Raw genomic sequence first — 26407 nt, 5'->3', positions numbered from 1 at the left:
TCGCTGCGCTCTACGTCAGCGGCGCTACCTCTCTCGACGACTCGATGTATCCCATCGTCTTCTTCGCATTGCGGTGCTGCAGAGCGATCTGCTCCTGATGCGGCTCCCGCGGAAGCGCGGAGAGATGCGACTCCCATTTCGGGAACTCCCCATCGACAGTGACGGCCGCTTGCATCGCCGCTCCCTTCGTCACGTACTCGTCCGGCTCGGGTACGGAGATGGGGACGTCCACCATTTCGCTCAGGACGCGCTGGACAGCGAGGCTCTGGGCTGCTCCCCCGATGAGAATCAGCTCATGCGTCTCGACGTCCCGCGATGCGAGGGCCTCGAGCATGTACACCTGGCTCGCAATGGTTCCCTCGATCACGGCACGGGCGAAGTTCGCTCGCGTGAGGTTCTCCAGCGACGCCTCGAGAAGCGACCCTCGTGCTCGCGGTAGGTCGGGCGTTCGCTCGCCTTCAAAGAACGGGAGGAGGGTGAGCCCGCCGGCACCTGGTTGAGCTTGAAGGGCGAGCGCGGACAGCTCGGCGTGGCTACATCCGAGGAGACGGGAGCCGACATCGAAGTTGCGGGCGGCGTTGAGGGTCGCCACCAGCGGGAGGTGGTCGCCCGTGGCGTCTGCGTAGCTGCAGACATAGCCGCCGAAGTCGTGGACGGTGTGTGGGGATCTGGCGTACACGACTCCCGACGTGCCGAGGGAGAGGACGGTCTGACCCTCCTCGATCCCGAGGGCGAGAGCCGCCGCGGCATTGTCGCCGCTGCCCACCCCGATGGGGATACCGGCGGGGATACCGGGCAGCCCCCGCGCGGTGAAGCCCGCGGTGTCTTGCGGACCGAGGATGCGAGGGAGGACTGCGGACTTGCCGAGCGCGAGTTCGAACAGGTCGTCGCAATAGTCGTTGGTGTCCCCGGACCAGTAGGCCGTGCCGCTGGCCTCGGAGCGATCCGTGACCAGCCGGTCGATGCCGCCCGTTCCGGGGCCGAAGCCCATCAGCCGCCATGTCAACCAGTCGTGCACAACGGCCACCGCCGCCGTGTGCTGCGCAGCGAGGGGGTTCGTGTCTCGAAGCCACCGGAGCTTCACGACCGTGTCGGACAGGGTGAGTGGAAGGCCTGTGCGGCGAATCCACTCGTCCGCGCCGAGCTCCTCGTTGAGGGCGAGCATGTGGGGGTGGGACCCGACGTCGTTCCATAGCGGCGACGGGCTCACAGCATGGCCGAGGTCGTCCATGAAGATCGGTGTGTGCTGCTGACCGCTGACGGAGATCGCGGAGACGTCTTCGAGCCCGCCAGCGTCTTCGACGGCTGCGAGGAGGGCGTCCCACCACACGTTCGGGTCGACGACGGTGAGCGGCGGGTGCGCGGCTTTCCCGCATCGCACTTCACGGCCGGTCTCGATGTCGCGGACGGAGACCTTGCAGGATTGGGTCGAAGAGTCGATCCCAGCTACCAGCGTCATGTGACCCTCCTCAGCAGGGGTGCGGGCTCGCTGACAACAGGGGTAGCGAGAAGATGGTTCCACACCGGCCGGTGTCGGCGCGCCCAGGACGCCAGCGCTTGGTGTCGGTGTGCGTCGGGCTCGATGTGGAACGGTTGCAGATCGCTCCAGGACACGGTTCGCTGCGTAGCGAGGAGCTGTGCGCCGCGCGACACGACTTCTGGGAAGCGGGACGCGGCGAGTGAGACGCCGAGGAAATCTGCTTTGAGTTGCATCCACAGTCTGTTGCGGCTCGCCGGCCCGATGACTTTCACCAGCCGGGGCTCGATACCGAAGAGGTCCAGGACGTCCGCGAACTGCATGACGAGTCCAAGGAACGTTGCGAAGACGAGGTCGCGTTCCGATGTGTCGGAGTGCACGCCGGCGATAAGGCCGCGCGCGAGAGCGTTCTTGGTCGGCGGCGGCGCGCCGCGGAACTGGGGGACGACGACGGGGATGAGCTCGAGCTCGATCCGTCCTCCGAGGTAATCCTCGAGGAGCTCATCCATTAGGGCGATCAGGTCGCTCTCGCTCAGGTTCGTCAGGCTCTGGAGCGTCGCGAAGGCCGAACCGCCCGTGGGGATGGACGCGAAGAGGGTGTTCGATTCTGCGGTGCAAGCAATGCCGTTGGCGAGCTTGCTCTCCTCGAACGTCTTCTCGAGCGAAGCCCGCTCCTGAAGGACGAGTATCCCCTCTGTGGTGCCCGTCGAGTTGAGAACCTCGCCCCGACTCAGTTCGGCCGCGACGGCTCCGACCATGTGATCATGGCCGGCCACGTGCACGTGGGTCTCAGGGTGCAGGCCGAGCTCGGCCGCCACATGCTCGAGCAGCGGCGCGCCGTAGCTCGCGGGTCGGATCTCGGGGAAGTCAGCAACGGACAGACCGAACAGGGCGCATACGGCGTCAGACCACGTTCGTGTCCGGAGATCCAGTGCCAGGGTGCGGCTAGCGAGCGACCATTCCGACCAACGTTGACCGGTGAATGACGCGGCCATGTACTCGGCCAGATTCATCCACAGGGCACCATCAGCGTCGACGGCGTGCTCGTGGGCCCACGCCGCTTTGGAGATGCCGTAGTTTGCGTTCGCAGGCAGCCCGGTCACCCGGTAGATGAGTGATCGGTCCTGGGGGCGGAGAGTGGCGAGGTAGTCCGCACCGCGGTGGTCGTGCCACAGGATCATCGGCGATGCGAGAGAGATGTCTTCTCGCACCAACCCGCCCGACTCGCCAGTCCCCGCGAAGGCGATCCTCCGCACCTCCGCCCGCAGGGTCGCTCCAAGACCGCCCACGAACACCTCGAGGAGCTCGAACAGTGCGGGGAGGTCGTACACCTCCCCCCACGCGTCTCTCCTTGTGGGAGTGGGGTGACTGTCGGAGGCCAGCACGGCGCCATCTTCTGCGAACACACAGAGCTTGACGCCCGTGGTGCCCACGTCAACGGTGACGGTTGCGGTCATGTCCCTTGCCTCAGGAGATGCGCGGGTTCAGCATGTGGATACGACGCTCGACCACGTCAGTGATCGCTGCAACGGCGTCTTTCGACACCCGGATGAGCGACACCTCGTTGGGGTTAGCAACATAGGCCTCCCCGAACGTCTTGATCATGGCGTTTCGGAGGTCGCTGGCGACGTTGACCTTCACCACGTTGAACTCGGAAAGTCTGCCGAGCTGCTCGACGGGCAGCCCCGACCCGCCGTGGATGACCAGGGGGACGGCGCTCGCATCGCGCACCTGCGCCAGCAGGTCGAAGTCGATACGGGCGTCCGGCGCGAACCCGTGGACGTTGCCGACCGACACAGCGAGCATGTCGGGGCGAACGGCTCCGACAAAGTCGGCTACCTGCGACGGGTTCGTGCTGAGCTCCTGCTCGGGCCCGTGGTCGTCTTCTTTGCCGCCGATGCTGCCCAGCTCGGCCTCGAGCGCGAGGGACCCAGGCGTCAGTTCTCGGGCGATCTGCGAGATCCGCAGGTTCTCTTCGTAGGGCTCCTCGGAGGCGTCGATCATGATCGACGTGAACTCGGCTGCCAGTGCACCCTCGACCGATTCGAGCGTCTTTCCGTGGTCGAGGTGCAGGGCGACGGGCACGTTCGTGTCCGCGAGACGTCGGCTGACCATGTCGTAGATGTACTCGTAACCCGACAGCGCGACATTCGTGGGGGCGACTTGGATGAACGTGGGCACGTTCGTGCGCTCTACGGCTGCGATGATCCCCATCGTCGTTTCGATGTTGGTGGTGTTGAACGCACCGGCGACGAGGCCGCGTGAGGTGCAGTCGTTGATGACGTCGAGTCCGCTGACGAGAGGCATGTGTGTTCCTTGTCGAGTGTGTCGTGGGCGGCTTGGCGAGGTTTGACTCTTAATTGGTGTCGCCGGCGATGGGGGCCTGTAACGGCTGGCCCGCGTCGATGAACTCCTGTGCGTCCTCGGGGACCCTCAGCCAGCGAACGGCGACACCGGCGAGCACGTACAGGGCCGCGAAGATGATGGTCACGCCCGCTCCGCCGACAAGGTTGAGGAAAAGAGCGACGATGAGAGGCCCGACGAAGGTCGCTGCGCCGGCGCCGAGGTTGAGCACGGCGATGGCGTTGCCCTTCTGTCCGGGGGCCATGAGGGACATCAGGACGGAGATGGGGGTGAAGCCCGCGAGGGAGACACCGAACAGTGCCGCGCAGAGGACCGAGACCCAGTACTGGTCGCCGGCGACCTGGGGGAGGAAGTAGAACATGAGCACGCTGACCGCAGAGCCAATGCAGCCGAACCAGCGAAGCGTGCGGTGCCAGCCGAGGCGGTCGCTGAGGACGCCGAAGAAGAGGTTGGCAAAGATGTTCGCTGCGCCGAGGACGAAAACCAGCTGAAGCCAGCCGGACGTCCCGAATCCAAGGTCTTCGGCGAAGATCGTCGGGAAGAAGACGAAGAGTCCGAACTGCGGCGCGGTGTTCACAACGCGCACCAGGCACCCGAGTCCGACGCGCGGGTTGGTGAAGGCGATGGCGACGCTGTTGATCAGGCTGCGTCCGGTCGAGACGTCGGGCGCTGCGAGACGGCCTCCGCCTTCTGCTTTGCGCAAACCGACGAGGGTGATGATGCCGCCGAGGATGACGAGACCGAGCGCCACCCAGAACGTGAGGTACGGCCCGATCAGGGGGACCGACCCGCTGGCGACGAGGGAGCCGAGGGTCGGAAGGCCGCCCGTGAAGGCGAAGTAGAACCAGCCGACGGCGGAACCGAGTCGGTGGGCAGGGCTAGCCCCCAGCACCCAGACGAGGAAGCCGTAGGCGAAGAGCGGGTAGGCGATTCCGCGCAGACCGTAGATGACGAGCATCAGGGTGAAGTTCTGTGTTGGCAGCGCGATGCTGAGGAAGAGGACCTGCAAGACCGCCCACAGGCCGAGTCCGATGATCATCACCCGGCGCGGGCCCCAGACGTCTGAGAGCGCCCCAGCGAGCCAGGAGCCGATGGTGACCAGCAGACCGTAGACGGAGATGATCACGGCCGCATTGGTTGCGGATCCGGCGCCGTTGTCCGCGAGGTAGGGGGCAATGTAGCCCGACTCCACCCCGTCGCCGATCATGAACAGCAGGAGCCCGACGAAGCCCCAGAGGAGAGCGCTCGGCAACCCGAGCTTCTCAATCAGCCGGTTCTCGCGCGGCCGTCCTCTACGGATGGTGGTCGTCGTCGACATATTGTTGCTCCTCGCATCTCCGCGACATCCGCCGTCGATGGCGGTAGCCCGCGCCATGAGGCGCTGGACATACTGTACGTGTTGTACGTACCAGAAGCAACGCCGTCAGTCTAGAACTGCGCCGCCGCAACAGTCATCGAGTCGTTGATCCCCTGCTGTCCTGCGCTCGTAGGCTCAGATCCCGCCCCGTTCGCTGATGAATAGGTCGGGCTGAATATTCGTCCGGGGTGGCGACGGTATGGCAGAGATTGGCCAGGGCGGTTCTCGTCTATGAAGCCCGAGAATGGACCGCCTGGGGGAAGAGTCGCCTTGACAAGTAATTGCACGCGTGCAATATTGCACGTATGCAAATCGGTGTTCTGGGGTGGCGATCTTGACTGGGATGCGCGCGGTCAGGCGCGAGACGACGGCGCTGAGGGTGCAGCAGATTGCCGTTGATATGGCGCTTGCCCGCGGCAGCGACGCTGTCACGGTCGAAGCGGTCGCCGGGCAAGCATCGATCTCAGTCAGAACGTTTTATAACTACTTCCCCTCGAAGGATGCGGCTGTCCTCGGGGACGCGTTGAGTGGCCCCTCCCCGGCCGCAGCGAAGGCGTTCGTCAGCGGAAGTGCGGGCGACCTTCTCACGGAGATCATTGGGATATGTGCGCGGGACGCCCCACAGTCGCCCGAGCTCGCAGAACTCGCCGCGAAGCGCACATTGTTGCTACGCCAGGAGCCAGAGCTTGCGTCGCGCACCTCCCGCAACTTCGCCACCCTGATGGATGACCTAACCGAACTCGTAGCCGCCCGGCTGAAGGCACAAGGACGCGAGGCTGCGGACACGCAGGAGATCTCCGAGCTCATCGTGGCGATCACCGGCGCCGTCATGCATTGGGCGATGCTGAAATACCCGACTGCTGCTTTCGAGCGCGGCGCTGACACGGCGGACATTCGCGCCCGAGCGCGCACCGCCATGCACCTTCTCGCGGGCTTCGATGACGCCCCACCGGAGTCTTCGTCGCCATCGTCGGGGCAACCGTCACCGAGCGATGAGCGGGCACCCCGTCACGAGGTCGAGAGCCATCCTGAGGCAGACCACACCCCGCATCCAGCATGAAAGCCGCGATCCGATTGTTCGCCGGCTGTTAACCCCTAACCGTGCCCATCGCCTCGTCCACTGCGACGGGGCGCTATCCGCGCGCCCAACGAAAACGCACGCTCACCGATTGGATAAATACATGAGCAATCCCGAACACGAACTCACGCTCGTCGTAGGCGGTACCGGCAAGACTGGCGCCAAAGTCGTCGAGAGATTGACATCGAGCGGCACGCCGGTCCGCATCGCGACCCGGTCCTCCTCCCCCGCGTTCGACTGGAACGCTCAGGAAACGTGGACTGCCGTCACCGATGACGTGGCCAGGGCCTACGTCGTTCACCCTGGCGCCGGGGGTCTCGAAGACCAAGAACAGATCGCGGCGTTCATCGCACACCTCCGCAACTCCGGGGTGAAGCGCGTCGTACTGCTGAGCGTGTACGGGCCGGATTCGGTCGCTGAAGAAGCCGTCGTCCGCTCAGGAATGGAGTACACCATCGTCCGGCCGGGATGGTTCAACCAGAACTTCAGCGAGGACTTCTTCTTGAACTTCCGGGAGAGCATTCAGGCGGGCCGGCTCGAACTGCCCTTCGGGAGCACACGGTTCGCGTTCGTCGACGTCGATGACATTGCCGATGTCGCTGTTGCCGCCCTCACGGGTGCGGCGCACAACGGTAAGAGCTATGACCTGACTGGCCCGCGCCAGATGACGTTCGAGGAGGCGACCGGCGAGATCGCTCGTGCCACCGGGCGGGAGATCCCCTACACGAACCTGTCCCCCAATGACTACGCGGCGCTTCTGGTATCGCGGGGAATGTCTGTGGAGGAGGCGCAAGGATTTGCTGCCGCGTCGGACGCTCCTGATGAGCAGCTCCGCAACGGTGTGCAGGAAGCGCTGGGACGCCCCGCGACCGACTTCGGCGACTACGCGGCTCGCACCGCGAAAACGGGCGTCTGGGACGCTCGCTAAGCACTATCAGAAGGAACAGATCCATGAACGACATGAACGGCAAGGTGGCCATCGTCACCGGAGGCAACAGCGGGATTGGGGAGCAGACCGCCCGGCTTCTCATCGATAGAGGTGCGCGAGTCTTTATCACGGCTCGCCGCGAGCAGCAGGGCGTCGCGGTTGCGGCCGACCTCGGTGCAACCTTCATCCGACATGACGTCACGCAGGAGCAAGACTGGGAACGCGTCATCGAGCAGGTGATGACCGAGGCCGGGAAGATCGACGTTCTGGTCAACAACGCCGGGGTCTCGGGGGGCGCACCCATCGCTGAGGAGACCCTCGAGCAGTTCGAGCGGATTATCCGCACGAACCTCTCCAGCGCATTCCTGGGCATCAGATCCGTGATCCCCGGCATGCGGGGCGCCGGCGGCGGTTCGATCATCAACGTGGGGTCAATCACAGGACTCACCGGAGTGACGGGCGTGTCCGGGTACGGCTCTTCGAAGTGGGGTCTTCGGGGCCTAACCAAGATCGCCGCGGCCGAGCTCGGACCGGACCGGATCCGCGTCAACATCGTCAACCCCGGTGTGATCTACACACCAATGACGTCGATCCACGGGGCTCAGCCGGGAGAAGGCTCGTTCCCATTGTCACCGCTTCGGCGCATCGGTTTGGCCGAAGAGGTCGGCGAAGCGATCGCATTCCTCGCCTCCCCGGCGGCGGCGTACATGACGGGCGAAGAGATCACCGTCGACGGCGGCTGGATGGCCACCGAGGTGTCGATGACCAGCCATCAGGACTGAGCGGACCTGTCGGTTCCACCGACATGACCGGCGCGTCTTGGTAAAACGCCTCCGCCCAGGTGCCCGGAACGCACGGCCAGCAATTCACATGCAAACGGACGAGAGAAGGAAGATCCCATGACCACATTTGATGCCACCTCCACCGCCGATGACGTGCTGGCGGGCGTGGACCTGCGCGGAAAGCGTGCCCTGGTGACCGGTACGTCATCGGGGATCGGTCTCGAAACCGCGCGGGCACTCACCGCGCGAGGCGCCGACGTGATCGGCACCGTCCGCGATCTCAGCAAAGTCACCACCGAGTCCGCCCAGATCCAGGCCGCGGGTGCCGTCAACGGGGGGACATTCGAGGCGATGGAGCTGGAGTTGGGATCGCTTGACAGCGTGCGCGCCTTCACGGACCGTCTCCTGTCCGATGCGGCACCGCTGGACATCATGATCGCCAACGCCGGCGTCGGACTCCCACCTTTCGGACACACCGCCGACGGATTTGAAACCCAGTTCGGTGTCAACCACCTGGGCCACTTCGTTCTCGTGAACCGGCTGGTGCCCCTCATGCATGAGGGCACGCGTGTGGTTGTGCTCTCTTCGGTGGCGCACCGTTTCGCCGATGCCGATTTCTCTGACCCGAACTTCGAGAACACTCCTTACGACCCGATGATTGCGTATGCCCGCTCAAAGACCGCGAACGCGCTGTTCGCTGTCGAATTCGACCAGCGCCACCGCGGCGAAGGGATCCGTGCGGTGTCGGTGAACCCCGGATCAGTGCAATCCAACCTCGAACGTCATCTGCCCGCCGACCAGCGAACCCCTCCTCCTGGCGAAGCACCCGAGGGCGTGATCGGCATCCGGAAGACCGCCGCGCAGGGCGCCGCGTCATCGGTATGGGCGGCCGTCGTTGCCGATATGAACGAGATCGGCGGTCGCTACTGCGCCGACTGCGCGGTCTCCCCGGTTAACGACGATCCCAACGACTTCGCCGCTGTGACGTCGGCCGCGCAGGATCCCGACCGTGCCCGCGCGCTCTGGGAGCACAGCGAAAAACTCGTGGGAGAGCGGTTCCCCCGCTGAGCATTCCCGTCAGTTGGCAGCAGCGCGGCCGTGCGTCACTGGGACAAGCCATCCTGGTCGGTGTGCGCCAGGTCCGCGCTGCTGCCACGGCGACGGGACAGATGCACCGCCTCGAAACGCCAGATCTCAGCGGCCAGCGCCGCATCCTCGGGAGTGGTTCCACCGAAGCCCCCGTGCGGCATCGCCTCGAACACGTGGAGCTCCGTTTCCACACCGGATTCCAGCAGGTGGCGGTGCATCCGAACGGTGTTCGACAGAAACACGTCGCGTGTACCGGTCTGCAGGAACGTAGGCGGGAACCCGGTGACGTCAGCGAACAGCGGCGACACGTACGGGTGTCGGAGGTCGACTCCGTTGGCGTACAGCTCATTGACCGCCATCAGCGACTCGAGAGCGTCGATCCCGTTATTGGTAGCGAACGAGTCCCCAGACTCGGTCAGGTCCAGCTCGGGTGAGATCAGCACGAGGGCGGCCGGCATCGGCAGTCCTTCGTCTCTCGCGCGCACCAGCAGGGCGGCGGCAAGATTTCCGCCCGCAGAAGAGCCGCTGACCACGACACGCGACGCACCCACGTCGGCGATTGCAGCCTTATACACCGCGAGCACATCATCCAACGCCGCCGGGTACGGGTCAGTTGGTGGCAGGCGGTAGTCCGGCGCCCACGTGATCCCGCCGCGCCCTACCGCGTACGGGGCCGCTGCCATCCACGCAAGCTCACCCTGCCCAAGATAGAGAGCCCCGCCGTGGATCTCGATGAAGACCGGCAGATCCTCCGCCTCGTCGACGTGCGAGGGGCGGATGACGTAGTTCTTCACTGGACCCACGTCCGCACTGGAGACGACGAAGGTATCCGCCGGCGGCAGGAGCGACTCCAGGTAGGGGCCCACAGCAGCATCCATCGTCTCGGCCAGCGCTAGCCATGCGGCCGTATCCGACGCTGCCGGATAAGCGGCTCCGAAAGACTGGGCTTCCACGTTCAGGAAGCGTCGCGCCTGCTCACTCACGCTCTCCGGAGCCGGCGGTTTCACCTGCTTGAGGCGGGTCTGGTTTTTGTCCGTCTCGCTCGGCTGGCTATCGGTCATGATCTCTCCTTGCCACGACACTGTGGTTTCGCAATAGTTTGCCCGCGCGTTTGCGCCCGGGCATCCGACAGATTCAACCTGTACCGAACTGCCCATCCGACATTTGTCGGGTGTTCGGTGTACTGTCGCTGCGTCGGCGCACTCCCGAGCCGGGGATCGCCATTTCGCTGACCCGAGGAGGTGTTATGCGTGAGCTGGCGGGGCGGCTTGCCGCCCTGGATCCCACATCACGTCGGGACATCCTCATCATTGAATATTTCGACCGGCTCACGACGTCGAAGGCGCCCATCGTCACATTAGTGCGGGAGGCAGCACTGCTGTCGAAATCAATCGTGGGTTATGATTCCGCCGCACAACGCTACTGTTACCTTCCCTCCGGTGTCGCTGCCGCGACCGAACCCCCACCCGCGACCCAGGACCGGACCGTCGTGGGAGCGCGAGGAACTGTGTGGCTGACGCTCACACCCGCATCCGTCCCTACCGCGCCGATGATCCTGGACAGGCTTGCGGTGGCCGTTGAGCTGGCCGACGATACCCTGCTCCGCGGTGACCCGGCACCGTCAGCCGTTGAAGTTCTGCTCACCCCGCCCCTCCCCAACGACCCCCCCGAGCAGCGACGGGGCGCAGCAGCACGACTGCGGTTAGAGCCAGAAGGCTACTTCAAAGCAGTGGCAGTTCCCCTGTCTCAGGCGCCCCCACTCGCCGGCCCACACGTTCTCATGAACACCCTCCACGGCCCGGCGTGGGGCGCCATCATCCGAGACGAGGGCGGCTGGAAAGCCGTCGGTGGGGTCGGAACCCGAGCACGGGCATCCTCCCTCCACATCTCCTGGCGGCACGCGCTAATCGCGATGCGCCTGGGAGGCTCGCAGAGCGCATTCTCCGCGGATGACCTCGGGTCGCTGCTTCTGGCCGTCGACGGTGCCTCTGAAACCACCTCGGACGTCACCAGCCTCGAAGTGAGCCGGGTGCGTCGCGCGCTCGATCACGGGTGGTCGATCAGCCAACTGAGGGCTCTCGCAGACGGCGATAGTCTGCGAAAGATCGCCTCTGCGGCACGACAGCATCATTCAACGGTCGACGCGCGACTGACGAAGCTGCCCGGGCTCCTCGGGTACGACCCACGAACACCATTAGGACGGCACCGGCTCGCCGTTGCCGTGATGCTCTACCACGTTCACACGCCCAAACCCGGCGACCGACCCTCACCCTAACCGCCTCGCGTCCTCACGTCTCGCCGTCACTGACGCGTTGTGGACAAGGCAGCCGTGCTCCGCCCCACATCGGTCAGCAGCCGTCAGCGCGGGGTGACGCGCAACGTGGTCTGTCGTGCCAGAGCACTCGTGATCGCCCGGGTCGCCGAGCCCGTACCATACTTCTGCTCGTAGGCAGCGTCGATTACGCCGTCACGCGTGGAGTCGAGTGAGAAAGTGACAGCGCGTGTCGACGATCCCCACCGCAAGAAACCCTCGAAGGAGCGGGCAACACCCTTGTACCACTGACCATCGGGGCCGTTGACCGATCGGAGGTAGAGCTGACCATCGACGACGACGTGCCAGACGATGACGAGAGTGCGTGAGGAGCCGTCGCCTCGCCGGCCCGCCACGCGCACCTCGTACGCCTGGGCCAGGTTGGACAGCTCAGCACTGGTCCACTCGGTCATCGCGTGGCCCCGTCCGCGCTGCGGCCGGCGTATTGGTCCTCGGTGATGTGTTCTTTCCAGACGGTGGTGCCCGCCGGGTCGTCTGCCGATTCGAGCATGGCAATGTGTTCCATGAAACAGTCCGGCGCCGCAGCGTGCCAATGGTCCTCGCCGGGAGGCGTGTACAGGGTCTGTCCGGGGTACACCTCGAGGACGGTACCGTCCCGCTGACCGAAGCGGGCCACTCCCTCAGTGACACGAAGGTACTGCCCCCGGGCGTGTGAATGCCATGCGGTGCGGGCGCCGGGCGCGAATCGCACGGCGGCGACCGTCATCCGCTGGTCGTCATCGTGGGGTGCGGCGATGACATCCACCCACACGTCCCCCGCGAACTGTTCGGGAGGATTCTTCACCGTCGGTGCTGCGGGCTCGATCTTCATTCGGGGCTCTTTTCTGCCGTGACGGGGAAGGTGGCGGGACCATTTTCGGGGGAGGATGCCGCCCAACTTGCGAGCATTCTTAGACCGTCAGCCGACGGTGACCCAGGTTCGGCCGTGTAGGTCGCGAGCGAGAGACCGGGATCAGCGGGCAGCTCGAATGCTTCATAGGTGAGCTCGAGGTCACCGACGACCGGATGGCGGAGGCGTTTGATGCCGGTGCGGTGGTAGCGGACGTTGTGGGCCGCCCAGAGGGTGCGGAACCGTTCCGACCGGGTGGAAAGTTCACCGACAAGATCGGTGAGGCGTTTGTCGTACGGGTTCCGGCCCGCCTCCCCCCGCATGGTTGCCACCAGCTCCTGCGTGTTTTTCTCCCAATCCACGTAGAAATCGGGTGCAGCCGGATTGAGGAACGTGAAGCGGGCGTTGTTCGGACAGGGTTCGGCGAACACCGGCGAGTACAGGGCGCGGCCTAGGGGGTTGGCAGCGACGTAGTCGAAGTAGTTGTTGCGGATCATCGCTGGCGCGTCGGTGATGGCGTCCAGCAGGCGCAAGATGCTCGGGCGAACGCTCTCCGCCCGCTTACGGGGCTTCCGTGTTCCCGGTGACGTGTTTGCGGTACGGGCGAGGTCGAACAGGTGAGCTGTCTCTGCGTCGTCCAGTCGAAGAGCGCGCGCCAGGGCGTCCAGCACGCTTTCGGACGTTCCGGAAAGATCGCCTCGTTCCAGGCGGGTGTAATAGTCCACGCTCACTCCCGCAAGGAGAGCGACCTCTTCTCGGCGCAGCCCCGGCACGCGCCGGTTCCCACCGAACGCGGGCAGTCCGGCCCGGTCGGGGGTGATGCGGTCTCGGCGCGTGGAGAGGAACTCGCGCACTTCGCTGCGGTGATCCATGTCCCTGACGGTACGCGCCCCGCAACCCGTGCGGGAGGGTCTGTCAGTACCGGGCACACTGGCCACTCCCCCACCCGTCCCGACAGCGGTTGTCTGGAACCACCCCGAGAACCGAGGAGCTCATCACATGCTTGCCACTTTCATGTACGGCGCCGGCGACGTGCGCGTCGAGACCGTCCCCGACCCAACCATCAAGAACCCGACCGACGCGATCGTCCGCACGGTGCGGTCCTGCATCTGCGGTTCCGACTTGCACCCGTACCACTTGATGGACGCCACCAGCGAGGCAAGCCCGATGGGACACGAACTCATCGCCGTCGTCGAAGAGATCGGTGCGGAAGTCACCACGGTGAAGCCAGGCGACTTCGTCATCGCGCCGTTCGCGTTCCAGGACAACACCTGCGTGTTCTGCCGCGAAGGCCTCCAGACCGCGTGTATCCACGGCGGCTGGTACGGCTCGGCCGAGACCGGCGGCCTGCAGGCAAGCCTTGCCCGCATCCCCCTGGCCGACGGCAGCCTCGTTAAGGTCCCGGACCTGAACCCCGCTACCGCAGACGACAGCATGCTGGCGTCCTTGCTCACCCTCTCCGATGTGTACCTCACCGGGTACCACGCCGCCCACATGGGTGACGTGCAGGCTGGGAAGACGGTCACCGTCATCGGGGACGGTGCGGTGGGACTGTCCGCGGTGCTCGCGTCCAAGCAGCTCGGCGCGGAGCGGATCATCCTGATGGGCCGCCACACGGCCCGCACCGACCTGGGTGTCGAGTTCGGTGCCACCGACGTTGTTGCCGAACGCGGAGACGACGGCATCGCCAAGGTCATGGACCTCACCAACGGTGAAGGCTCCCACATCGTCCTCGAGGCGGTCGGTCACATGCCCGCCTACGAACAGGCCTACGGCATCGTCCGCCCCGGCGGCATCATCTCCCGAGTCGGTGTCCCGCAGTACGAAGAAGCCCCCATCGGCTTTGGATCGCTGTTCGGCAAGAACGCCCGCCTCGCCGGCGGCCCCGCGCCCGTGCGTGCCTACATCGAGGCCGCGATCCCGCAGGTGCTGTCCGGACAGATCAACCCGGGCCGCGTGTTCGACCGCACCGTCACCCTCACCGAAGTGCCGGCGGGATATCAGGCGATGGACGACCGGACAGCCCTCAAGGTGATGGTCACCCCGTAAGCCGACCCTGCGCTCAAGGCCCGGCCGTCCCCTTCGGCCGGGGCCTTGAGCTCCGCGACGGAGAAACCATGGATGCTCTTGAAGTCATCGTGCTGGTCGGCGCGCTGGTTCTCAGCGGCGTATGGCTCAGTCCACGAATCCGGGTACCGGCTCCACTTCTCCAACTTGCCCTGGGGCTGCTGGCGGGGTTCATCCCCCTCGTGCGCGAGATTCACCTGCCCTCTGAAGCCGTGCTGGTGCTGTTCCTGCCCGCTCTGCTGTTCTGGGAAGCTCTCACAACATCGCTCCGTGAAATCCGGCGAGATCTGCGCGGCATCCTCATCCTCAGCACGCTGCTCGTTGTGGCTAGCGCGTTCGGTGTCGCCGGTATTGGCGTCGCCCTCGGCCTGGGATGGGGAGCCGCTCTGATTCTGGGAGCCGCACTCGCCCCCACCGACGCCACCGCCGTCGGTGCAATGGCGCGCACCCTGCCACACCGGAACATGACCATCCTCCGCGCGGAAAGCCTGATCAACGACGGCACCGCCCTCGTGATCTACTCGATCGCCGTCGGTGCCGCTGTCAGCCATATCGCCTTCACCGGGTGGCAGATCACCGGCCTGGTCGCCATCGCTTACCTCGGCGGTGGGGTCATCGGCGCCATCACCGGCTGGGCCGGCACCCGACTGCTCCGGCGCATGGCAGACCCCATCGTCAACAACACCGCGCTCATCGTCATCCCGTTCGTCGCCTTCCTTCTCGCCGAACTCATCCACGCGTCCGGCGTGATCGCTGTCGTGATCGCCGGGCTCATCCTCAGCCAAACCGGCCCGCGTATCAGCACCCCCCAGTCGCGACAGCAAACCTTCGCGTTCTGGTCGTTGAGCACGAACCTTCTCAACGGCGCACTATTCGTGCTCATCGGGATCGAAGCGCAATCGGCGATCCGCGCCGTCCCCACCACGGAGATCCCCGCTCTGGTCGCACTGGCTGTGCTGGCGTGGGGCGCCATCATCACAATCCGGTTCGTCTTCCAAACGGTGACGATCTACGCAATTCGGCTACTAGACCGCCGCCCGTCTCAGCGAGCACGCCGAATGTCCTACCGCGCCCGCGTGGTCTCCGCCGTCGCCGGGTTCCGCGGCGCCGTCTCCCTGGCCGTCGCCCTCGCCGTCCCCGCCGCCCTTGCCGGACGTGCAGAAGTCATCTTCGTCGCCACCGCGGTAGTGATCCTCACCCTTGTCGTTCAAGGTGTGCTACTGCCACCGGTGGTCCGGTGGGCCGAGTTCGCGCCAGACACGGCCCTTGGCGACGAACTAGCAACCGCCGAGCACACCGCGACCGAGGAAGCCGTGAACGCCGCTGCCGCCCTCGCCGCGCAGCTCGGCGTCGACGATCCGGTTCGGGACCGCGTCCTCGACGAATACCGGGAGCATCTGCAGGTCATGGACGCCACTGACCACGACGAGAGCAGCGCCGTGGCGATCCGCGATGAACAGTACACACGGTTGCGGTTGGCCATGCTGGAACGCAAACGCAGCGTGGTTATCCGCCTTCGAGACGAAGCCACGATCAATGACACGACATTACGGATCATGCAATCACGGCTCGATCGTGAAGCGCTGCGGTTAAGCCAACCCGAACTCCTCGAATAGGAGGGGGGTTCCGGCAGTACCTGGGACACCCGCCACTGCCACCGGCATACTGCCGGTGCTGACATAGGTGTGGGAAGGAAACCGATGACCTCCACAAGCGGTGCGATCCGCACCACACCACTCCATAAGGGCGCGATCCTGACGATCATTCTCGTCAGCTACTTCATGATCCTGCTGGATAACTCCGTTATCTTCACCGCGCTGCCCAGTCTGCAATCCGATCTTCAGCTCACCGGCACGGAGCTCGCCTGGGTACAAGACGCCTACACTCTCGTCTTCGGAGGCCTGCTGCTACTCGGTGCCCGCGCCGGCGACATCCTCGGCCGCAAGCCCGTGTTCATCTTCGGGCTCATCGTCTTCTCCGTCGCCTCCCTGCTCATCGCCCTGTCCCCCGCGGGCTGGTGGATCATCACCGCCCGAGCCATTCAGGGCATCGGCGCCGCGATCGTTGCCCCATCTGCCCTGTCGCTGATCACCGCGACCTTCCAAGGCGAGGAACGCTCCCGCGCGGTGGCCTGGTACTCCGCCACCGCCGGCATCGGCGCGAGCCTGGGCCTGGTCGTCGGGGGTGCGATGGCGTCCTGGATCTCCTGGCGCGCCGGGTTCTTCATCAACGTCCCCATCGGACTGGCGATGCTGATCCTCGCCCCCCGCTTCCTGCCCCGCACACCGAAACTGCCCGGCCGATTCGACATCGCCGGTGCCATCACCTCCACCAGCGGCGTCGGCTCGCTCGTGTTCGCGATCCTGTACGCCGCCGAATTCGGGTGGGCCAGCATCCCCACCCTCACCGGCTTCGGGGTCGCCGTCGTCGTGCTCGTCCTGTTCGTCGCCGCGGAGGCCAGGGCCGCGCAGCCCATCATGCCGTTGCGGCTGTTCGCCAGCCGGGTGCGCACCGGCGCGTACCTCACCCGGCTGCTGTACCTCGGCGCGATGATCGGGTTCTTCTTCTACACCAGCCAATACCTGCAAGAAGCTCTCGGGTTCACCCCGCTGCAGGCGGGACTCGCGTTCCTGCCCATGACGCTCGTGAACTTCGCCGTCGCCTTGGCAATCCCCCGCCTCACACGCCGGTTCGGGAACACCCTCCCCCTGCTGGCCGGAGTTGTGCTGACCCTCGCGGGAATGTTCTGGCTCAGCGGCATCACCCCCACCAGCGACTACCTCACCGCCGTGGCCCTGCCCATGCTGTTCATCGGCGCAGGCCAAGGCCTCGCCTTCGCCCCCCTGACCACCTACGGCATCAGCGGCGCCACCGCCTCCGACGCAGGCGCAGCGTCCGGCGTGGTGAACACCTTCCACCAGGTCGGCTCCTCGCTGGGGCTGGGCATCATCGTCGCCGTTGCCGGCACCGCCGTGTCCGGAGCCACCACCACGACAGCGGTCACCGTCACCGCCGAGGCGAGCGCGGCACTCACCACGGGAAGCACCTTCCTGCTGGCCGGCCTCATCCTCGTGCTGGCGCTGGTCGCCCCCGGCGCCGCCGCCCTCCGTCGTCGCTCAGCCGCACCCGACGATGCGATAACTCGGGCCAGCTAGATCACAGCCCATCCCACGAAAGGACCGCAGTCATGTCTGAGCCCACCCCCGCACAACGCGCCATCGGCGACTTCGCCCCCAAACTCGTCGAACTCACCGATGAGGTGCTCTTCGGAGACATTTGGGAACGCCCCGGCCTGACGCCCCGGGATCGCAGCTTGATCACCGTCGCCGCCCTGATCACCAACGGGTCTACCGAGCAGCTCGTCGGGCACCTGCGCATCGCCCGTCAGAACGGTCTCAGCGAGGCCGAACTGAAGGAAGTGATCATCCACCTCGCATTCTACGCCGGCTGGCCGCGCGCGATGAGCGCCATCACCGTCGCCCAGCAGGTGTTCGCCGAACCCACCCACTGAAGCCTCCCGCAAAGACCGCCCACGAAGGAGTCACTCATGATCGATTTCACCCTCAACAATGGCGTCACTCTCCCCGCACTGGGCCTCGGTGTGTTCCAGAGCCCGCCAGAGGAGACCGCAGCCGCAGTCGAAACCGCCCTGCGTGTCGGCTACCGGCACATTGACACCGCCGCCGCCTACGGTAACGAACGCCAGGTCGGGGAAGGCCTCCGCGCCTCCGGCATCGACCGTGACGCTGTGTTCATAGAGACCAAGGTGTGGGTCACCGACTACGGGCACGACCAGACGCTCCACGCGTTCGACAAGGCCACCGGCAAGCTCGGCATCGACACCCTCGACCTGCTGATCCTGCACCAGCCCATGCCCCCCCGATTCGACACCACCATCGCGGCGTACAAGGCTCTCGAGCAGCTCCTCTCAGACGGCAAGGTGCGCGCCATCGGCGTCAGCAACTTCATGCCCCACCACCTGAACCGCCTCCTCGCCGAGACCGAGATCGCGCCTGCCGTGAACCAGGTCGAGCTGCACCCCTACTTCACCCAGCCGGCCGTTCAGGCCGCGAACGCCGAAGCCGGCGTTCTCACCCAGGCATGGTCACCCATCGGCGGGATCACCTTCTACCCCGGGTGGGGTGGCGACGAGCGCCGCAGTGTTCTCGGCGATCCCACCATCGCGGACATCGCCCGTGCACACGCGAAATCACCCGCCCAGGTGATGCTGCGCTGGGGCATCCAGCAGGGCCGGTCGGTGATCCCCAAATCCACCAATCCGGCACGCATCCAGGAGAACTTCACCGTGTTCGACTTCGAACTCACCCCCGGCGAGCTCGCCCGCATCGACGCGCTCAACACCGGCGTGCGCGGCGGCCCCGACCCCGACCAGCCCAGCGACTCGTACTACGACCGCGAAATCCCCGAAGCCTGACCCTCACGCACCGAAGGAGAACCCCAATGGACTACCGCCCACTCGGACGCACCGGCGTTCAGGTCAGCCCCCTCTGCCTGGGCACGATGATGTTCGGCCCCTGGGGCAACCAAGACGAAGCCGACAGCATCCGCATCATCCACCGCGCCCTCGACGCCGGCATCAACTTCGTCGACACCGCCGACGTCTACTCCAACGGCACCTCCGAGGAGATCACCGGCAGAGCCCTCGCCGGCCGCCGAGACGACGTCGTGCTCGCCACGAAGTTCTTCATGCCCATGGGTGACAACCCCAACCACCGCGGCGGGTCCCGCCGGTGGATCATTCAAGAGGTCGAGAACTCACTGCGACGCCTCGGCACCGACTGGATCGACCTCTACCAAGTGCACCGCCCCGACCCCGCCGTCGATATCGAAGAAACCCTCGGCGCCCTCAGCGACCTCGTCCATCAGGGCAAGATCCGTTACATCGGGTCCTCGTCGTTCTCCGGCTCGCAGATCGTTGAAGCCCAACGGGCATCCCGGGAACGCAGGCTCGAACGTTTCGTCACCGAACAGCCGCCGTACTCAATTCTCGTCCGCGGTATCGAAGAAGACATCCTCCCCACCGCCCAGCGGTACGGGATGGGCACCCTCACCTACAGCCCCCTGTCCGGCGGGTGGTTGTCCGGGAAGTGGCGCAAGGATGCCGCAGCCACCCCCGCTTCCTCAGCGCGACCCAGTGCCCGGTTCGACATGAGCAGCCCCGCGAACCAGCGCAAGCTCGACATCGTCGAAGACCTCGCTCAACTCGCCGAACGCAACAGCATGACGCTGATCGAAATGGCCATCGCGTTCGCAATCAACCATCCCGGTGTCACCTCCGCAATCGTCGGCCCCCGCACGATGGAGCAGCTCGAGTCCTACCTCCCCGCCGCCGAAATCCACCTGCCCACGGACATGCTGGACCGCATCGACCAGCTCGTAGCGCCCGGCGTCACCATCAACCCGGACGACAACAGCTACGGCACCCACGAGCTGCAGCCAGCCGCTCGCCGCCGCTGACCAGGCAGAGAATCCCGCCATGTCGTTGCGTTCTGTCTCTGTCGGCTCCGCAGTCGTCGGGGTCGCGCTCACCAGCGCGGCCCTGACCGGCTGCACCGAAAACACCCACTCCCACACCATCACCACCCCAGGCCCCGGAAGGCAGTCCGTGAGTGAATACACGGATGGCACCTACTCGGCGACCGGCTGGTACGGCTCTCTGCCCTCCCATCACGACGTCACGCTCACCCTCCACGACGGCACCGTCACCGACGTTGAAATCACCACACCGGCGACCGACCCGACGTCGCTGGAACATCAGCAGCGGTTCGCGTCCGCGCTGCCCGCCGCAGTGATCGGCCGCGACATCGACACCCTGAACATCGACCGCTTAGCCGGCGCCTCCGGCTGCTCCGAGGGCTTCATGAACGCCCTCGATCAGATCAAGAACCACGCCACAACCTGAACCCGTCAGGAAGCACACCCATGAGCACCCACACTCCCCTCACCATCCTCCTCGTCGGTGGCACCGGCAGCATCGGCCGCCACGTCGTCGCCGCCGCCACCCGCGCAGGCCACCAGGTGCGCATCCTCACCCGAAGCGCGTCATCCGCTGACGCGGTGACCGGCGATCTGACCGATCCGACCACCCTCAGTGCTGCGGTGGACGGGGTAGACGCGGTGATCTTCACCCACGGCACCCACGGCGGCGAGCCGGGCGTCCGTGACGTCGACTACGGCGGAGTCCGCAACATCCTCACCGCAATTGGCTCACGCCCCGTCCGCATCGCGCTGATGACAGCGATCGGTGTCACGGTCCGCGATGGGTCCTACAACCGTTCCAGCAAAGCCCACGACTGGAAGCGCCGCGCCGAACGACTCGTCCGCGCCAGCGGCCACCCCTACACGATCGTCCGTCCCGGCTGGTTCGACTACAATGACCCCGACCAGCACAAGCTCCATTTCCTGCAAGGCGACACCCGACGCGCCGGCAACTCCTCCGACGGCGTCATCGCCCGCACGCAGATCGCCGACGTCCTCGTCGCATCCCTTACCTCACCCAGTGCCGACCGCAAGACGTTCGAACTCGTCGCTGAACGAGGCCCGGCCCAGGCGGACCTTGAGCCGCTGTTCGCCGCCCTCACCCCCGACACGCCGCTGGACGGGCCCGGCGACCTGGACAACCAGCCCCTCGCCGCCGAACCCGCACAGGTCCGAAGCGATCTCGACGAGCTCACCGGGATCGCTCAACCATGACCGCGGACGACGAGCGAGAGATCTCTGAACAGCTCCGCGCGAACTACCAAGCGCAATGCGACGCTATGGTCAGCGCCGACGTGGGCACGCTCCGCGACCTCCTGGCAGCAGAATTCACCCTGACCCACATGACCGGGTACCGGCAGCCAAAAACCGAGTGGCTCGACGACATCGCGACCGGACGCATGGTCTACCACTCCATCCACAACATGGAGATCACCACCGACATCTCCACCGGCCAGGCCACGCTCACCGCCCGCTCACACACACACGCCACCATCTGGGGCGCCGACGGCACCTGGCCGCTGCAGCTACGCATCGACTACAGCCGCACCCGCACGGGATGGACCGCGACCCACACTGTTGCCAGTACCTGGTGACATGCCTCAGCTGCCGCGACGACCGGCCACGTCGGCGTTAGACGTAGTGCGTTTAGGAGGTCTACCGGTACCTGGGCCCGTAACACCGGGAAAAGCGGCCCCTGCCGTCGCCGGCCAAACGGCGGTTGCATGGGAAGAGAAGGCCGGCCTGATCCGGTCCGCCACCGACACGAAGGAAGTTCCCCATGTCTCTTGCAATCCTCGAGGCCAAGACCCAGCTCCGCGAGCTGGTCGATGAGTTCGCCAACCTCGCCGACGAAAAGCGCATCAGCGACCAGATGCCGCTGTTCACCCCCGACACCAAGGTGAAAGTGTTCATGGGCGACACCCTTGTCTTCGACATCTCCGGCACCACCCAGCTGGAAGAGACGTTCACCGGGTTCACCGCGAACGTGAAGCGCTCATCCCACATGAACGGCCAGCACGACGTCCAAGTCGACGGCGACACCGCCACCGGCATCGCCTACTGCCAGGTCAAGCTCGTCAGCGACGAAGATGGCCATGAAGTCATTCAGGACAGCAGCATCCGCTACGACGACACCTACGTCCGCGAAAACGGCATTTGGCGCATCGCCACCCGCATCTCTCACTTCACCATCAACGAGAAGCGAACCCTCCGGAGCTGACCACCCGCAGCGCCCCACCGGGGGCGATGATCAGCACCATCCCCTATGTCAGGCCAGCGGTCCGTTGCTGGGATGGGCACGATGTACGGCAACGGGCCGCCCAGCTCGCACGAGTCTTCCGCGCGCGCAGCGCCCGTCAGAACTCAGCAGGACCAACATGTGATGATCGACGTCATCCCCCCGTCAAGTTGCCGTCGACCAGAGTGAGCTGCAGCAGCACAGCAATCGCATGATCAAGCGCTCCAGGGGCTGGATCGAGATCCCACTGCAGACTCATTGACAGGCCCTCCGCTGCGTGCCGGGCCACCAGGATGCGGTCCGGATGCAGGCCGTCTTCGGCGAAGCCTGAACGCCAGAACATCGCGTCCGCCTCGAGCTGTGCCTGCACACCTGGCACGACACTGAGTGTCGCCCACAGCCCGGGATAGTCATAGGCGGACTCGGTGCGCCAATCCTCGCCGAAGAGCGCGCGGATGTAGCCGCGCAGAAGCTTCCCAGGCTGCGTCTCGGAGAGGTCCACAAGAGCGAAAACGCGTCGACGGAACTCTTCGAGGACGTCACTGGCCACTGCTCGCAGCAGAGCGTCACGACTGGGGAAATGATGCATCAGCCCACCCTTAGTCACTCCAGCTGCGGTCGAGATGTGGCTGAGGCTGGCGCTGGTCCCGCGGTCCCGGATCACCTGCAGTGCAGCGTCTAGGATCGCCCGTCTCGTTCGCTCCGGGTTGCGGGTCGACGTTTCGTCATTCATCCCCTCATCCTTTCCCACCGGCTGGCCGTGGTCAGTGCTAACATACCAAATGGTTTGTTGTAGAGACTGGTCGTTATCTAGAAGAGGGGATCGCCCATGACGCAGCAGGGATCAACCACGACGGCGCCCGCACGAGCAGGAGCGCGCGAATGGATCGCACTCATCGTGCTCACCCTTGCGGTCACTCTTCTCGCCGTCGACGGAACGGTCCTGGCGCTAGCAGTGCCCGCCTTGACGGAGGCACTTTCGGCAACCTCAACGCAGGTGCTGTGGATCGGCGACGTCTACTCGTTGGCACTCGCCGGGCTCCTGGTGACCATGGGGAACATGGCCGACCGCATCGGCCGCAAACGTCTGCTGCTCATCGGCGCGATCGGCTTCGGTCTGTCATCCGCCCTCGCGGCGTTCGCCCTCAACGCCGAGATGCTCATCCTCGCGCGCGCCGTCCTCGGCATCAGCGGGGCAACCATCATGCCCTCAACCCTTGCGATCATCCGCTCGACCTTCCTCGACGCGCGTCAGCGCACCCGCGCGATCGCCATCTGGTCGGCCGGAGCCACAGCGGGAGCTGCCCTTGGCCCGCTCGTCGGCGGTGCGCTCCTGGAGAACTTCTGGTGGGGATCGGTCTTTCTCATCAACATCCCCGTGATGCTGCTCGTGGTCGGCCTGGGCATCCCGCTACTGACCGAGTCGCGAAACGAGGCGCGCGCGCCGATCGACCTGGTGTCGGCGCTGCTGTCGTTCGCGACCATCGTGCCGATCGTCTATGCCATCAAGACCGTCGTCAAGGACGGGCTCACCCTCACCGTCGCCATCGCCGCCATTGTCGGAATCGCCGCGGGGGTCGTCTTCGTCCGTCGTCAACGCCGACTGACGCACCCGCTGATCGACGTGCGCCTGTTCGGTAATCCGGCCTTCAGCGGCGCGGTTGTCGCAAACGCCGTCGCGATCTTCGCGCTCAGCGGCCTGCTGTTCTTCTTCTCGCAATACCTTCAGCTCGTCCGGGGATACTCGCCGCTGGTCGCCGGTCTGGCCGAGCTGCCAGCCACCATCGCGTCAATGCTGGCCGCCGTCGCCGTCGGGTGGGTCCTCGGCCGCCTCGGTCGAGGCCGCGCCATCGGCATCGGTCTGCTCGTGACAGCACTGGCCATGGTCCTGCTAGCGCTGGCCGAGGGGCTCCCGAACTACATATGGCTGGCGCTCGCACTCGCGCTCGCCTCGGGCGCGCTCTCGATCTCCTCGGCGGTGTCGGTCGACACGATCGTCACCGTCGTGCCGCGATCACGCGCCGGAGCGGCCTCATCAATCTCTGAAACCGCCTACGAGCTAGGAATCGCGCTGGGCATCGCGGTGCTCGGCTCAGTACTTAACGCGGTGTACCGGGGCTCCGTTCATGTGCCCGATCACCTCGTCACCGACGACCGCGCCGCGCTCACCGACTCACTGGCGGCCGCGAATCAGGCCCTCGCGGAGCGGCTCCCCGAGGTGTTCGCCGCCGCGCAAGAAGCGTTCACGACCGCCATGCAAATCACCTCCGTGGTGGCAGCGGTCATCATCGCCGCCGCCGGCATTCTCGCTCTCATCCTCATCCCCAACACGAAGATGCAGGATGCCGACTCAGCACGTTGACCCCACCGCGCGCTCATCGCGGGTAGTGATCTTCGGAACCGCAAGAGCACGCCGCGACAAGATCGCCAAAGCGCTGCACGCCGAAGGGATCGGCGTCACCGTGCTCGACGACATGCACGAGACGGAGACGAGCAGCTTCAGCGGGCTCGTCATCGTCGAGGAATTCCCGCCGCTCATGGACTGGGACCACTGGTGGGAAAGGGAAGCCGACACCTGGGAGACGTTCGAGGCGATCCTCCCCCGATTGCGCGCCTCATCGCGAGGGCTGCTCGTTGCCTTCAGCATGACCGACCGCCCCCGCAAGCGCGCGCACATGCGCGGCGGCATTGCACACCTCATTTCCCAATTCGAGGCGACGGCGGCGATGGAGCGCGGGATAGATTTCGGGATCAACGCGCTCGAGGTGCCCCCGTCGGCCGATGCCAAACTTGTCGATGACCGAATCACCGCCCACATGCGCACACAGCATTCCACGCTCGCCAATAGAGTCGTCGTCAAGTACGAACAGCTCCGCAAAGCATCGATCGCCGAGGCTACCACCGCCGAGTTCATCTGAGGCGTGGCAGTACACATTCAGCCACGATGCCCTCACCGATGGGTGCAGTGAGCCGCGCCGACCGTCACGCGCGGCTGCCTCGAGGGCGGGAGCAGGTCCCCTCCACCATTCAGGTAGGAAACAGCATTATCTCTTCGTGTCAGGGAACCAACCCGCTGGCGGCTTAGCGTACGGCAACGGCTCCCCGGGCTCGCACGAATCCTTGGAGCGAGCGAACGGCCCATCGGGGCTCAATAACACAGACATGTGATGGTCGGCGTGATCGCGCCACCAAGTGCTTGCTCCTGTCGCGGCATCCTGGCGAAGGTGCTCCCAAGAGCGCCAGAGAGCTTCGAGACGCGCGATCGCTTCCGGGTAATGCCACCACTGCGCGGCCCACCTGTAACGGGCGTTTCCCGGTCCCGCAGGCCGCGTATAGACGTGGCGCAGGTACTCGCGCACAAATTCGTCAACGGAGCTGTAGAACAACTCGGGCAGCTCGGCGGGCGTATCAAGTGACGCCGAAGCATCGTCACTGACGATCACGTCCTCATCGTCGCGGAAAGCGTCGATCGCATCACTCATCGTTCGTCCTCTCCGTCTGGGCTTGTGCGACCCACGCGGGCGCCGGCGCCGATGTCTTCAAGGGATCGTGCGCTGCGATCGAGGCGCGCAGCGCGTCAGCGTGCGGGCCGTTCATCCACGGCACCGTCTCTACGAGAGTCGCCGGGGCGCCTGAGGCGAGCACCACGGCGCGGCCGCGAGGCAGCGACCCCAGATCCGCGACGTCTAAAGTGCGCTCACGCTGCACCCCGTGGGACGTGGAGCGGGTACCGCGGCCGACGCTCGTCGACGTCGTGCGGCGGTCGTAGTCACCGATCATCTGCGACAGCTCGTTCAGGAACTCCGGTTCCTTCACACCGCCGCCGTAGATCGCGACGTTCGAGGCGCTCCAGAGCTTGCGCATCCCGTCGCGACCCCACACCTGAACGCCCTGCGACCACGACTGCAGAATGGTCATCAGGACGATTCCTCGGGAGCCGTAGTGGCTGTAGAGGTCCGGGAGGTCGTGCCACCTGCAGACGTTCGCGGCCTCGTCGAGGATGCCAAGCATGGGCGTCTGCAAACGCCCGCCCGGCAGAGTCGTCGCGTACTCCTCGGCCGCCTCGACCGTTGCCGCGGTCAGAGCGGTCACGAGAGGGCCGGCGGTGCCCTTGCCCTCCTTGGACAGGCTGTACAGCGTGTCCGAGCTGCGCACGAACGCGTGCGGGTCGAACTGCGGCCGCGGATCGTGGCCGTCGCCCTGCGGGGTCACCCACTGCGCGATCGCGCGGACCTACAAGCACGACGCCATTTGCGCCGCGGTGCCGTACACGCTGTCACGACGGCGAGACTCGCCGTTGACCTGCCCGGAGACGGCATTGGCCATTTGCTCGTACCCGTGCCGGCGGAGGATGCGCACCGGCTCA

28 protein-coding genes are annotated in these 26407 nt (G+C 65.6%); 17 read left to right on the top strand and 11 right to left on the bottom strand.

Annotated features, from left to right (window positions below; genetic code table 11):
* Nucleotides 1-10 precede the first annotated feature (10 nt).
* The 4 genes from MRBLMI1_RS15240 to MRBLMI1_RS15225 are packed head-to-tail and all read right to left on the bottom strand — an operon-like array spanning nt 11 to nt 5159.
* Complete coding sequence (locus MRBLMI1_RS15240; protein WP_367734288.1) at nt 11-1459, bottom strand: FGGY family carbohydrate kinase; 1449 nt, start codon at nt 1457-1459, stop codon at nt 11-13.
* Entirely contained in the window at nt 1456-2934 is a 1479-nt protein-coding gene (locus MRBLMI1_RS15235; RefSeq protein WP_367734287.1) for an FGGY-family carbohydrate kinase, read from the bottom strand. Before MRBLMI1_RS15235 ends, MRBLMI1_RS15240 begins: the two co-directional genes overlap by 4 nt.
* Before the next feature lie 10 nt (nt 2935-2944).
* Nucleotides 2945-3784 carry a class II fructose-bisphosphate aldolase gene (locus MRBLMI1_RS15230; protein ID WP_367734285.1) on the bottom strand — a complete coding sequence of 280 codons (840 nt, stop codon included), beginning with the start codon at nt 3782-3784 and terminating at the stop codon, nt 2945-2947.
* 49 nt (nt 3785-3833) lie between these two features.
* The gene (locus MRBLMI1_RS15225) at nt 3834-5159 is read right to left on the bottom strand and encodes an MFS transporter (protein ID WP_367734284.1); all 1326 of its coding nucleotides are present in this window, start codon (nt 5157-5159) and stop codon (nt 3834-3836) included.
* A 364-nt stretch (nt 5160-5523) separates the two neighbouring features.
* Between MRBLMI1_RS15225 and MRBLMI1_RS15220 the strand changes: the two genes are divergently transcribed.
* From MRBLMI1_RS15220 to MRBLMI1_RS15205, 4 genes are all read left to right on the top strand, one after another.
* Nucleotides 5524-6258 (top strand): TetR/AcrR family transcriptional regulator, encoded by a 735-nt coding sequence (locus MRBLMI1_RS15220; protein WP_367734282.1) that lies wholly within the window; start codon nt 5524-5526, stop codon nt 6256-6258.
* Between the two features lie 121 nt (nt 6259-6379).
* On the top strand, nt 6380-7204 hold the full coding sequence (locus MRBLMI1_RS15215) for an NAD(P)H-binding protein (protein WP_367734280.1): 825 nt from the start codon (nt 6380-6382) through the stop codon (nt 7202-7204).
* A 23-nt stretch (nt 7205-7227) separates the two neighbouring features.
* Nucleotides 7228-7986 (top strand): SDR family NAD(P)-dependent oxidoreductase, encoded by a 759-nt coding sequence (locus tag MRBLMI1_RS15210; protein ID WP_367734279.1) that lies wholly within the window; start codon nt 7228-7230, stop codon nt 7984-7986.
* A 117-nt stretch (nt 7987-8103) separates the two neighbouring features.
* Entirely contained in the window at nt 8104-9054 is a 951-nt protein-coding gene (locus tag MRBLMI1_RS15205; protein WP_367734278.1) for an SDR family NAD(P)-dependent oxidoreductase, read from the top strand.
* Nucleotides 9055-9089: 35 nt separating this feature from the next.
* On the opposite strand, the gene MRBLMI1_RS15200 is transcribed toward MRBLMI1_RS15205, so the two are convergent.
* Entirely contained in the window at nt 9090-10136 is a 1047-nt protein-coding gene (locus MRBLMI1_RS15200) for an alpha/beta hydrolase (protein ID WP_367734277.1), read from the bottom strand.
* A gap of 185 nt (nt 10137-10321) precedes the next feature.
* Here MRBLMI1_RS15200 and MRBLMI1_RS15195 point away from each other — a divergent pair, with 185 nt between their 5' ends.
* Nucleotides 10322-11350, top strand: a complete 1029-nt coding sequence (locus MRBLMI1_RS15195) for a helix-turn-helix domain-containing protein (protein ID WP_367734275.1) — start codon at nt 10322-10324, stop codon at nt 11348-11350.
* An 83-nt stretch (nt 11351-11433) separates the two neighbouring features.
* On the opposite strand, the gene MRBLMI1_RS15190 is transcribed toward MRBLMI1_RS15195, so the two are convergent.
* The 3 genes from MRBLMI1_RS15190 to MRBLMI1_RS15180 are packed head-to-tail and all read right to left on the bottom strand — an operon-like array spanning nt 11434 to nt 13108.
* On the bottom strand, nt 11434-11799 hold the full coding sequence (locus tag MRBLMI1_RS15190; RefSeq protein WP_367734274.1) for a DUF2255 family protein: 366 nt from the start codon (nt 11797-11799) through the stop codon (nt 11434-11436).
* A complete protein-coding gene (locus tag MRBLMI1_RS15185; protein ID WP_367734273.1) occupies nt 11796-12218 on the bottom strand; it encodes a (R)-mandelonitrile lyase in 423 nt (140 codons plus the stop codon). Before MRBLMI1_RS15185 ends, MRBLMI1_RS15190 begins: the two co-directional genes overlap by 4 nt.
* The gene (locus tag MRBLMI1_RS15180; protein ID WP_367734271.1) at nt 12215-13108 is read right to left on the bottom strand and encodes a helix-turn-helix transcriptional regulator; all 894 of its coding nucleotides are present in this window, start codon (nt 13106-13108) and stop codon (nt 12215-12217) included. Before MRBLMI1_RS15180 ends, MRBLMI1_RS15185 begins: the two co-directional genes overlap by 4 nt.
* Nucleotides 13109-13235: 127 nt before the next feature.
* Between MRBLMI1_RS15180 and MRBLMI1_RS15175 the strand changes: the two genes are divergently transcribed.
* The 10 genes from MRBLMI1_RS15175 to MRBLMI1_RS15130 all read left to right on the top strand — a co-directional run bounded on the left by MRBLMI1_RS15175 (nt 13236) and on the right by MRBLMI1_RS15130 (nt 22023).
* Nucleotides 13236-14285, top strand: coding sequence for a zinc-binding dehydrogenase (locus MRBLMI1_RS15175; RefSeq protein WP_367734269.1), 1050 nt, complete (start codon nt 13236-13238; stop codon nt 14283-14285).
* Nucleotides 14286-14353: 68 nt separating this feature from the next.
* Nucleotides 14354-15919: a Na+/H+ antiporter gene (locus tag MRBLMI1_RS15170; protein ID WP_367734268.1), complete on the top strand. Its 1566-nt coding sequence runs from the start codon at nt 14354-14356 to the stop codon at nt 15917-15919.
* Nucleotides 15920-16003: 84 nt separating this feature from the next.
* Entirely contained in the window at nt 16004-17458 is a 1455-nt protein-coding gene (locus MRBLMI1_RS15165) for an MFS transporter (RefSeq protein WP_367734267.1), read from the top strand.
* Between the two features lie 32 nt (nt 17459-17490).
* The gene (locus MRBLMI1_RS15160) at nt 17491-17814 is read left to right on the top strand and encodes a carboxymuconolactone decarboxylase family protein (RefSeq protein ID WP_367734265.1); all 324 of its coding nucleotides are present in this window, start codon (nt 17491-17493) and stop codon (nt 17812-17814) included.
* Between the two features lie 36 nt (nt 17815-17850).
* The gene (locus MRBLMI1_RS15155) at nt 17851-18738 is read left to right on the top strand and encodes an aldo/keto reductase (protein ID WP_367734263.1); all 888 of its coding nucleotides are present in this window, start codon (nt 17851-17853) and stop codon (nt 18736-18738) included.
* 26 nt (nt 18739-18764) lie between these two features.
* Nucleotides 18765-19781 carry an aldo/keto reductase gene (locus MRBLMI1_RS15150; protein WP_367734262.1) on the top strand — a complete coding sequence of 339 codons (1017 nt, stop codon included), beginning with the start codon at nt 18765-18767 and terminating at the stop codon, nt 19779-19781.
* Nucleotides 19782-19800: 19 nt separating this feature from the next.
* Nucleotides 19801-20226 carry an FMN-binding protein gene (locus tag MRBLMI1_RS15145; RefSeq protein WP_367734260.1) on the top strand — a complete coding sequence of 142 codons (426 nt, stop codon included), beginning with the start codon at nt 19801-19803 and terminating at the stop codon, nt 20224-20226.
* Between the two features lie 20 nt (nt 20227-20246).
* Entirely contained in the window at nt 20247-21017 is a 771-nt protein-coding gene (locus MRBLMI1_RS15140) for an SDR family oxidoreductase (RefSeq protein WP_367734259.1), read from the top strand.
* Complete coding sequence (locus MRBLMI1_RS15135) at nt 21014-21397, top strand: nuclear transport factor 2 family protein (protein WP_367734257.1); 384 nt, start codon at nt 21014-21016, stop codon at nt 21395-21397. The genes MRBLMI1_RS15140 and MRBLMI1_RS15135 overlap by 4 nt, the downstream gene beginning before the upstream one ends.
* 185 nt (nt 21398-21582) lie before the next feature.
* Nucleotides 21583-22023, top strand: a complete 441-nt coding sequence (locus MRBLMI1_RS15130) for a nuclear transport factor 2 family protein (RefSeq protein WP_367734256.1) — start codon at nt 21583-21585, stop codon at nt 22021-22023.
* A gap of 172 nt (nt 22024-22195) precedes the next feature.
* Here the strand turns inward: MRBLMI1_RS15130 and MRBLMI1_RS15125 are convergent, their stop codons facing one another.
* Nucleotides 22196-22774, bottom strand: a complete 579-nt coding sequence (locus MRBLMI1_RS15125) for a TetR/AcrR family transcriptional regulator (RefSeq protein ID WP_367734255.1) — start codon at nt 22772-22774, stop codon at nt 22196-22198.
* 96 nt (nt 22775-22870) lie between these two features.
* Between MRBLMI1_RS15125 and MRBLMI1_RS15120 the strand changes: the two genes are divergently transcribed.
* Complete coding sequence (locus MRBLMI1_RS15120; RefSeq protein ID WP_367734253.1) at nt 22871-24403, top strand: MFS transporter; 1533 nt, start codon at nt 22871-22873, stop codon at nt 24401-24403.
* On the top strand, nt 24384-24959 hold the full coding sequence (locus MRBLMI1_RS15115) for a hypothetical protein (protein WP_367734251.1): 576 nt from the start codon (nt 24384-24386) through the stop codon (nt 24957-24959). The genes MRBLMI1_RS15120 and MRBLMI1_RS15115 overlap by 20 nt, the downstream gene beginning before the upstream one ends.
* Before the next feature lie 126 nt (nt 24960-25085).
* Here MRBLMI1_RS15115 and MRBLMI1_RS15110 read toward each other — a convergent pair whose 3' ends face one another.
* Both MRBLMI1_RS15110 and MRBLMI1_RS15105 read right to left on the bottom strand, forming a co-directional pair.
* Nucleotides 25086-25523 (bottom strand): DUF4913 domain-containing protein, encoded by a 438-nt coding sequence (locus MRBLMI1_RS15110; RefSeq protein WP_367734249.1) that lies wholly within the window; start codon nt 25521-25523, stop codon nt 25086-25088.
* On the bottom strand, nt 25516-26253 hold the full coding sequence (locus tag MRBLMI1_RS15105) for a type IV secretory system conjugative DNA transfer family protein (RefSeq protein WP_367734248.1): 738 nt from the start codon (nt 26251-26253) through the stop codon (nt 25516-25518). Before MRBLMI1_RS15105 ends, MRBLMI1_RS15110 begins: the two co-directional genes overlap by 8 nt.
* Between the last annotated feature and the right edge of the window lie 154 nt (nt 26254-26407).

This window comes from Microbacterium sp. LMI1-1-1.1 (assembly GCF_040815675.1).
Classification (GTDB): Bacteria; Actinomycetota; Actinomycetes; order Actinomycetales; family Microbacteriaceae; genus Microbacterium.
This window is presented reverse-complemented; position numbering and strand designations above follow the sequence as displayed.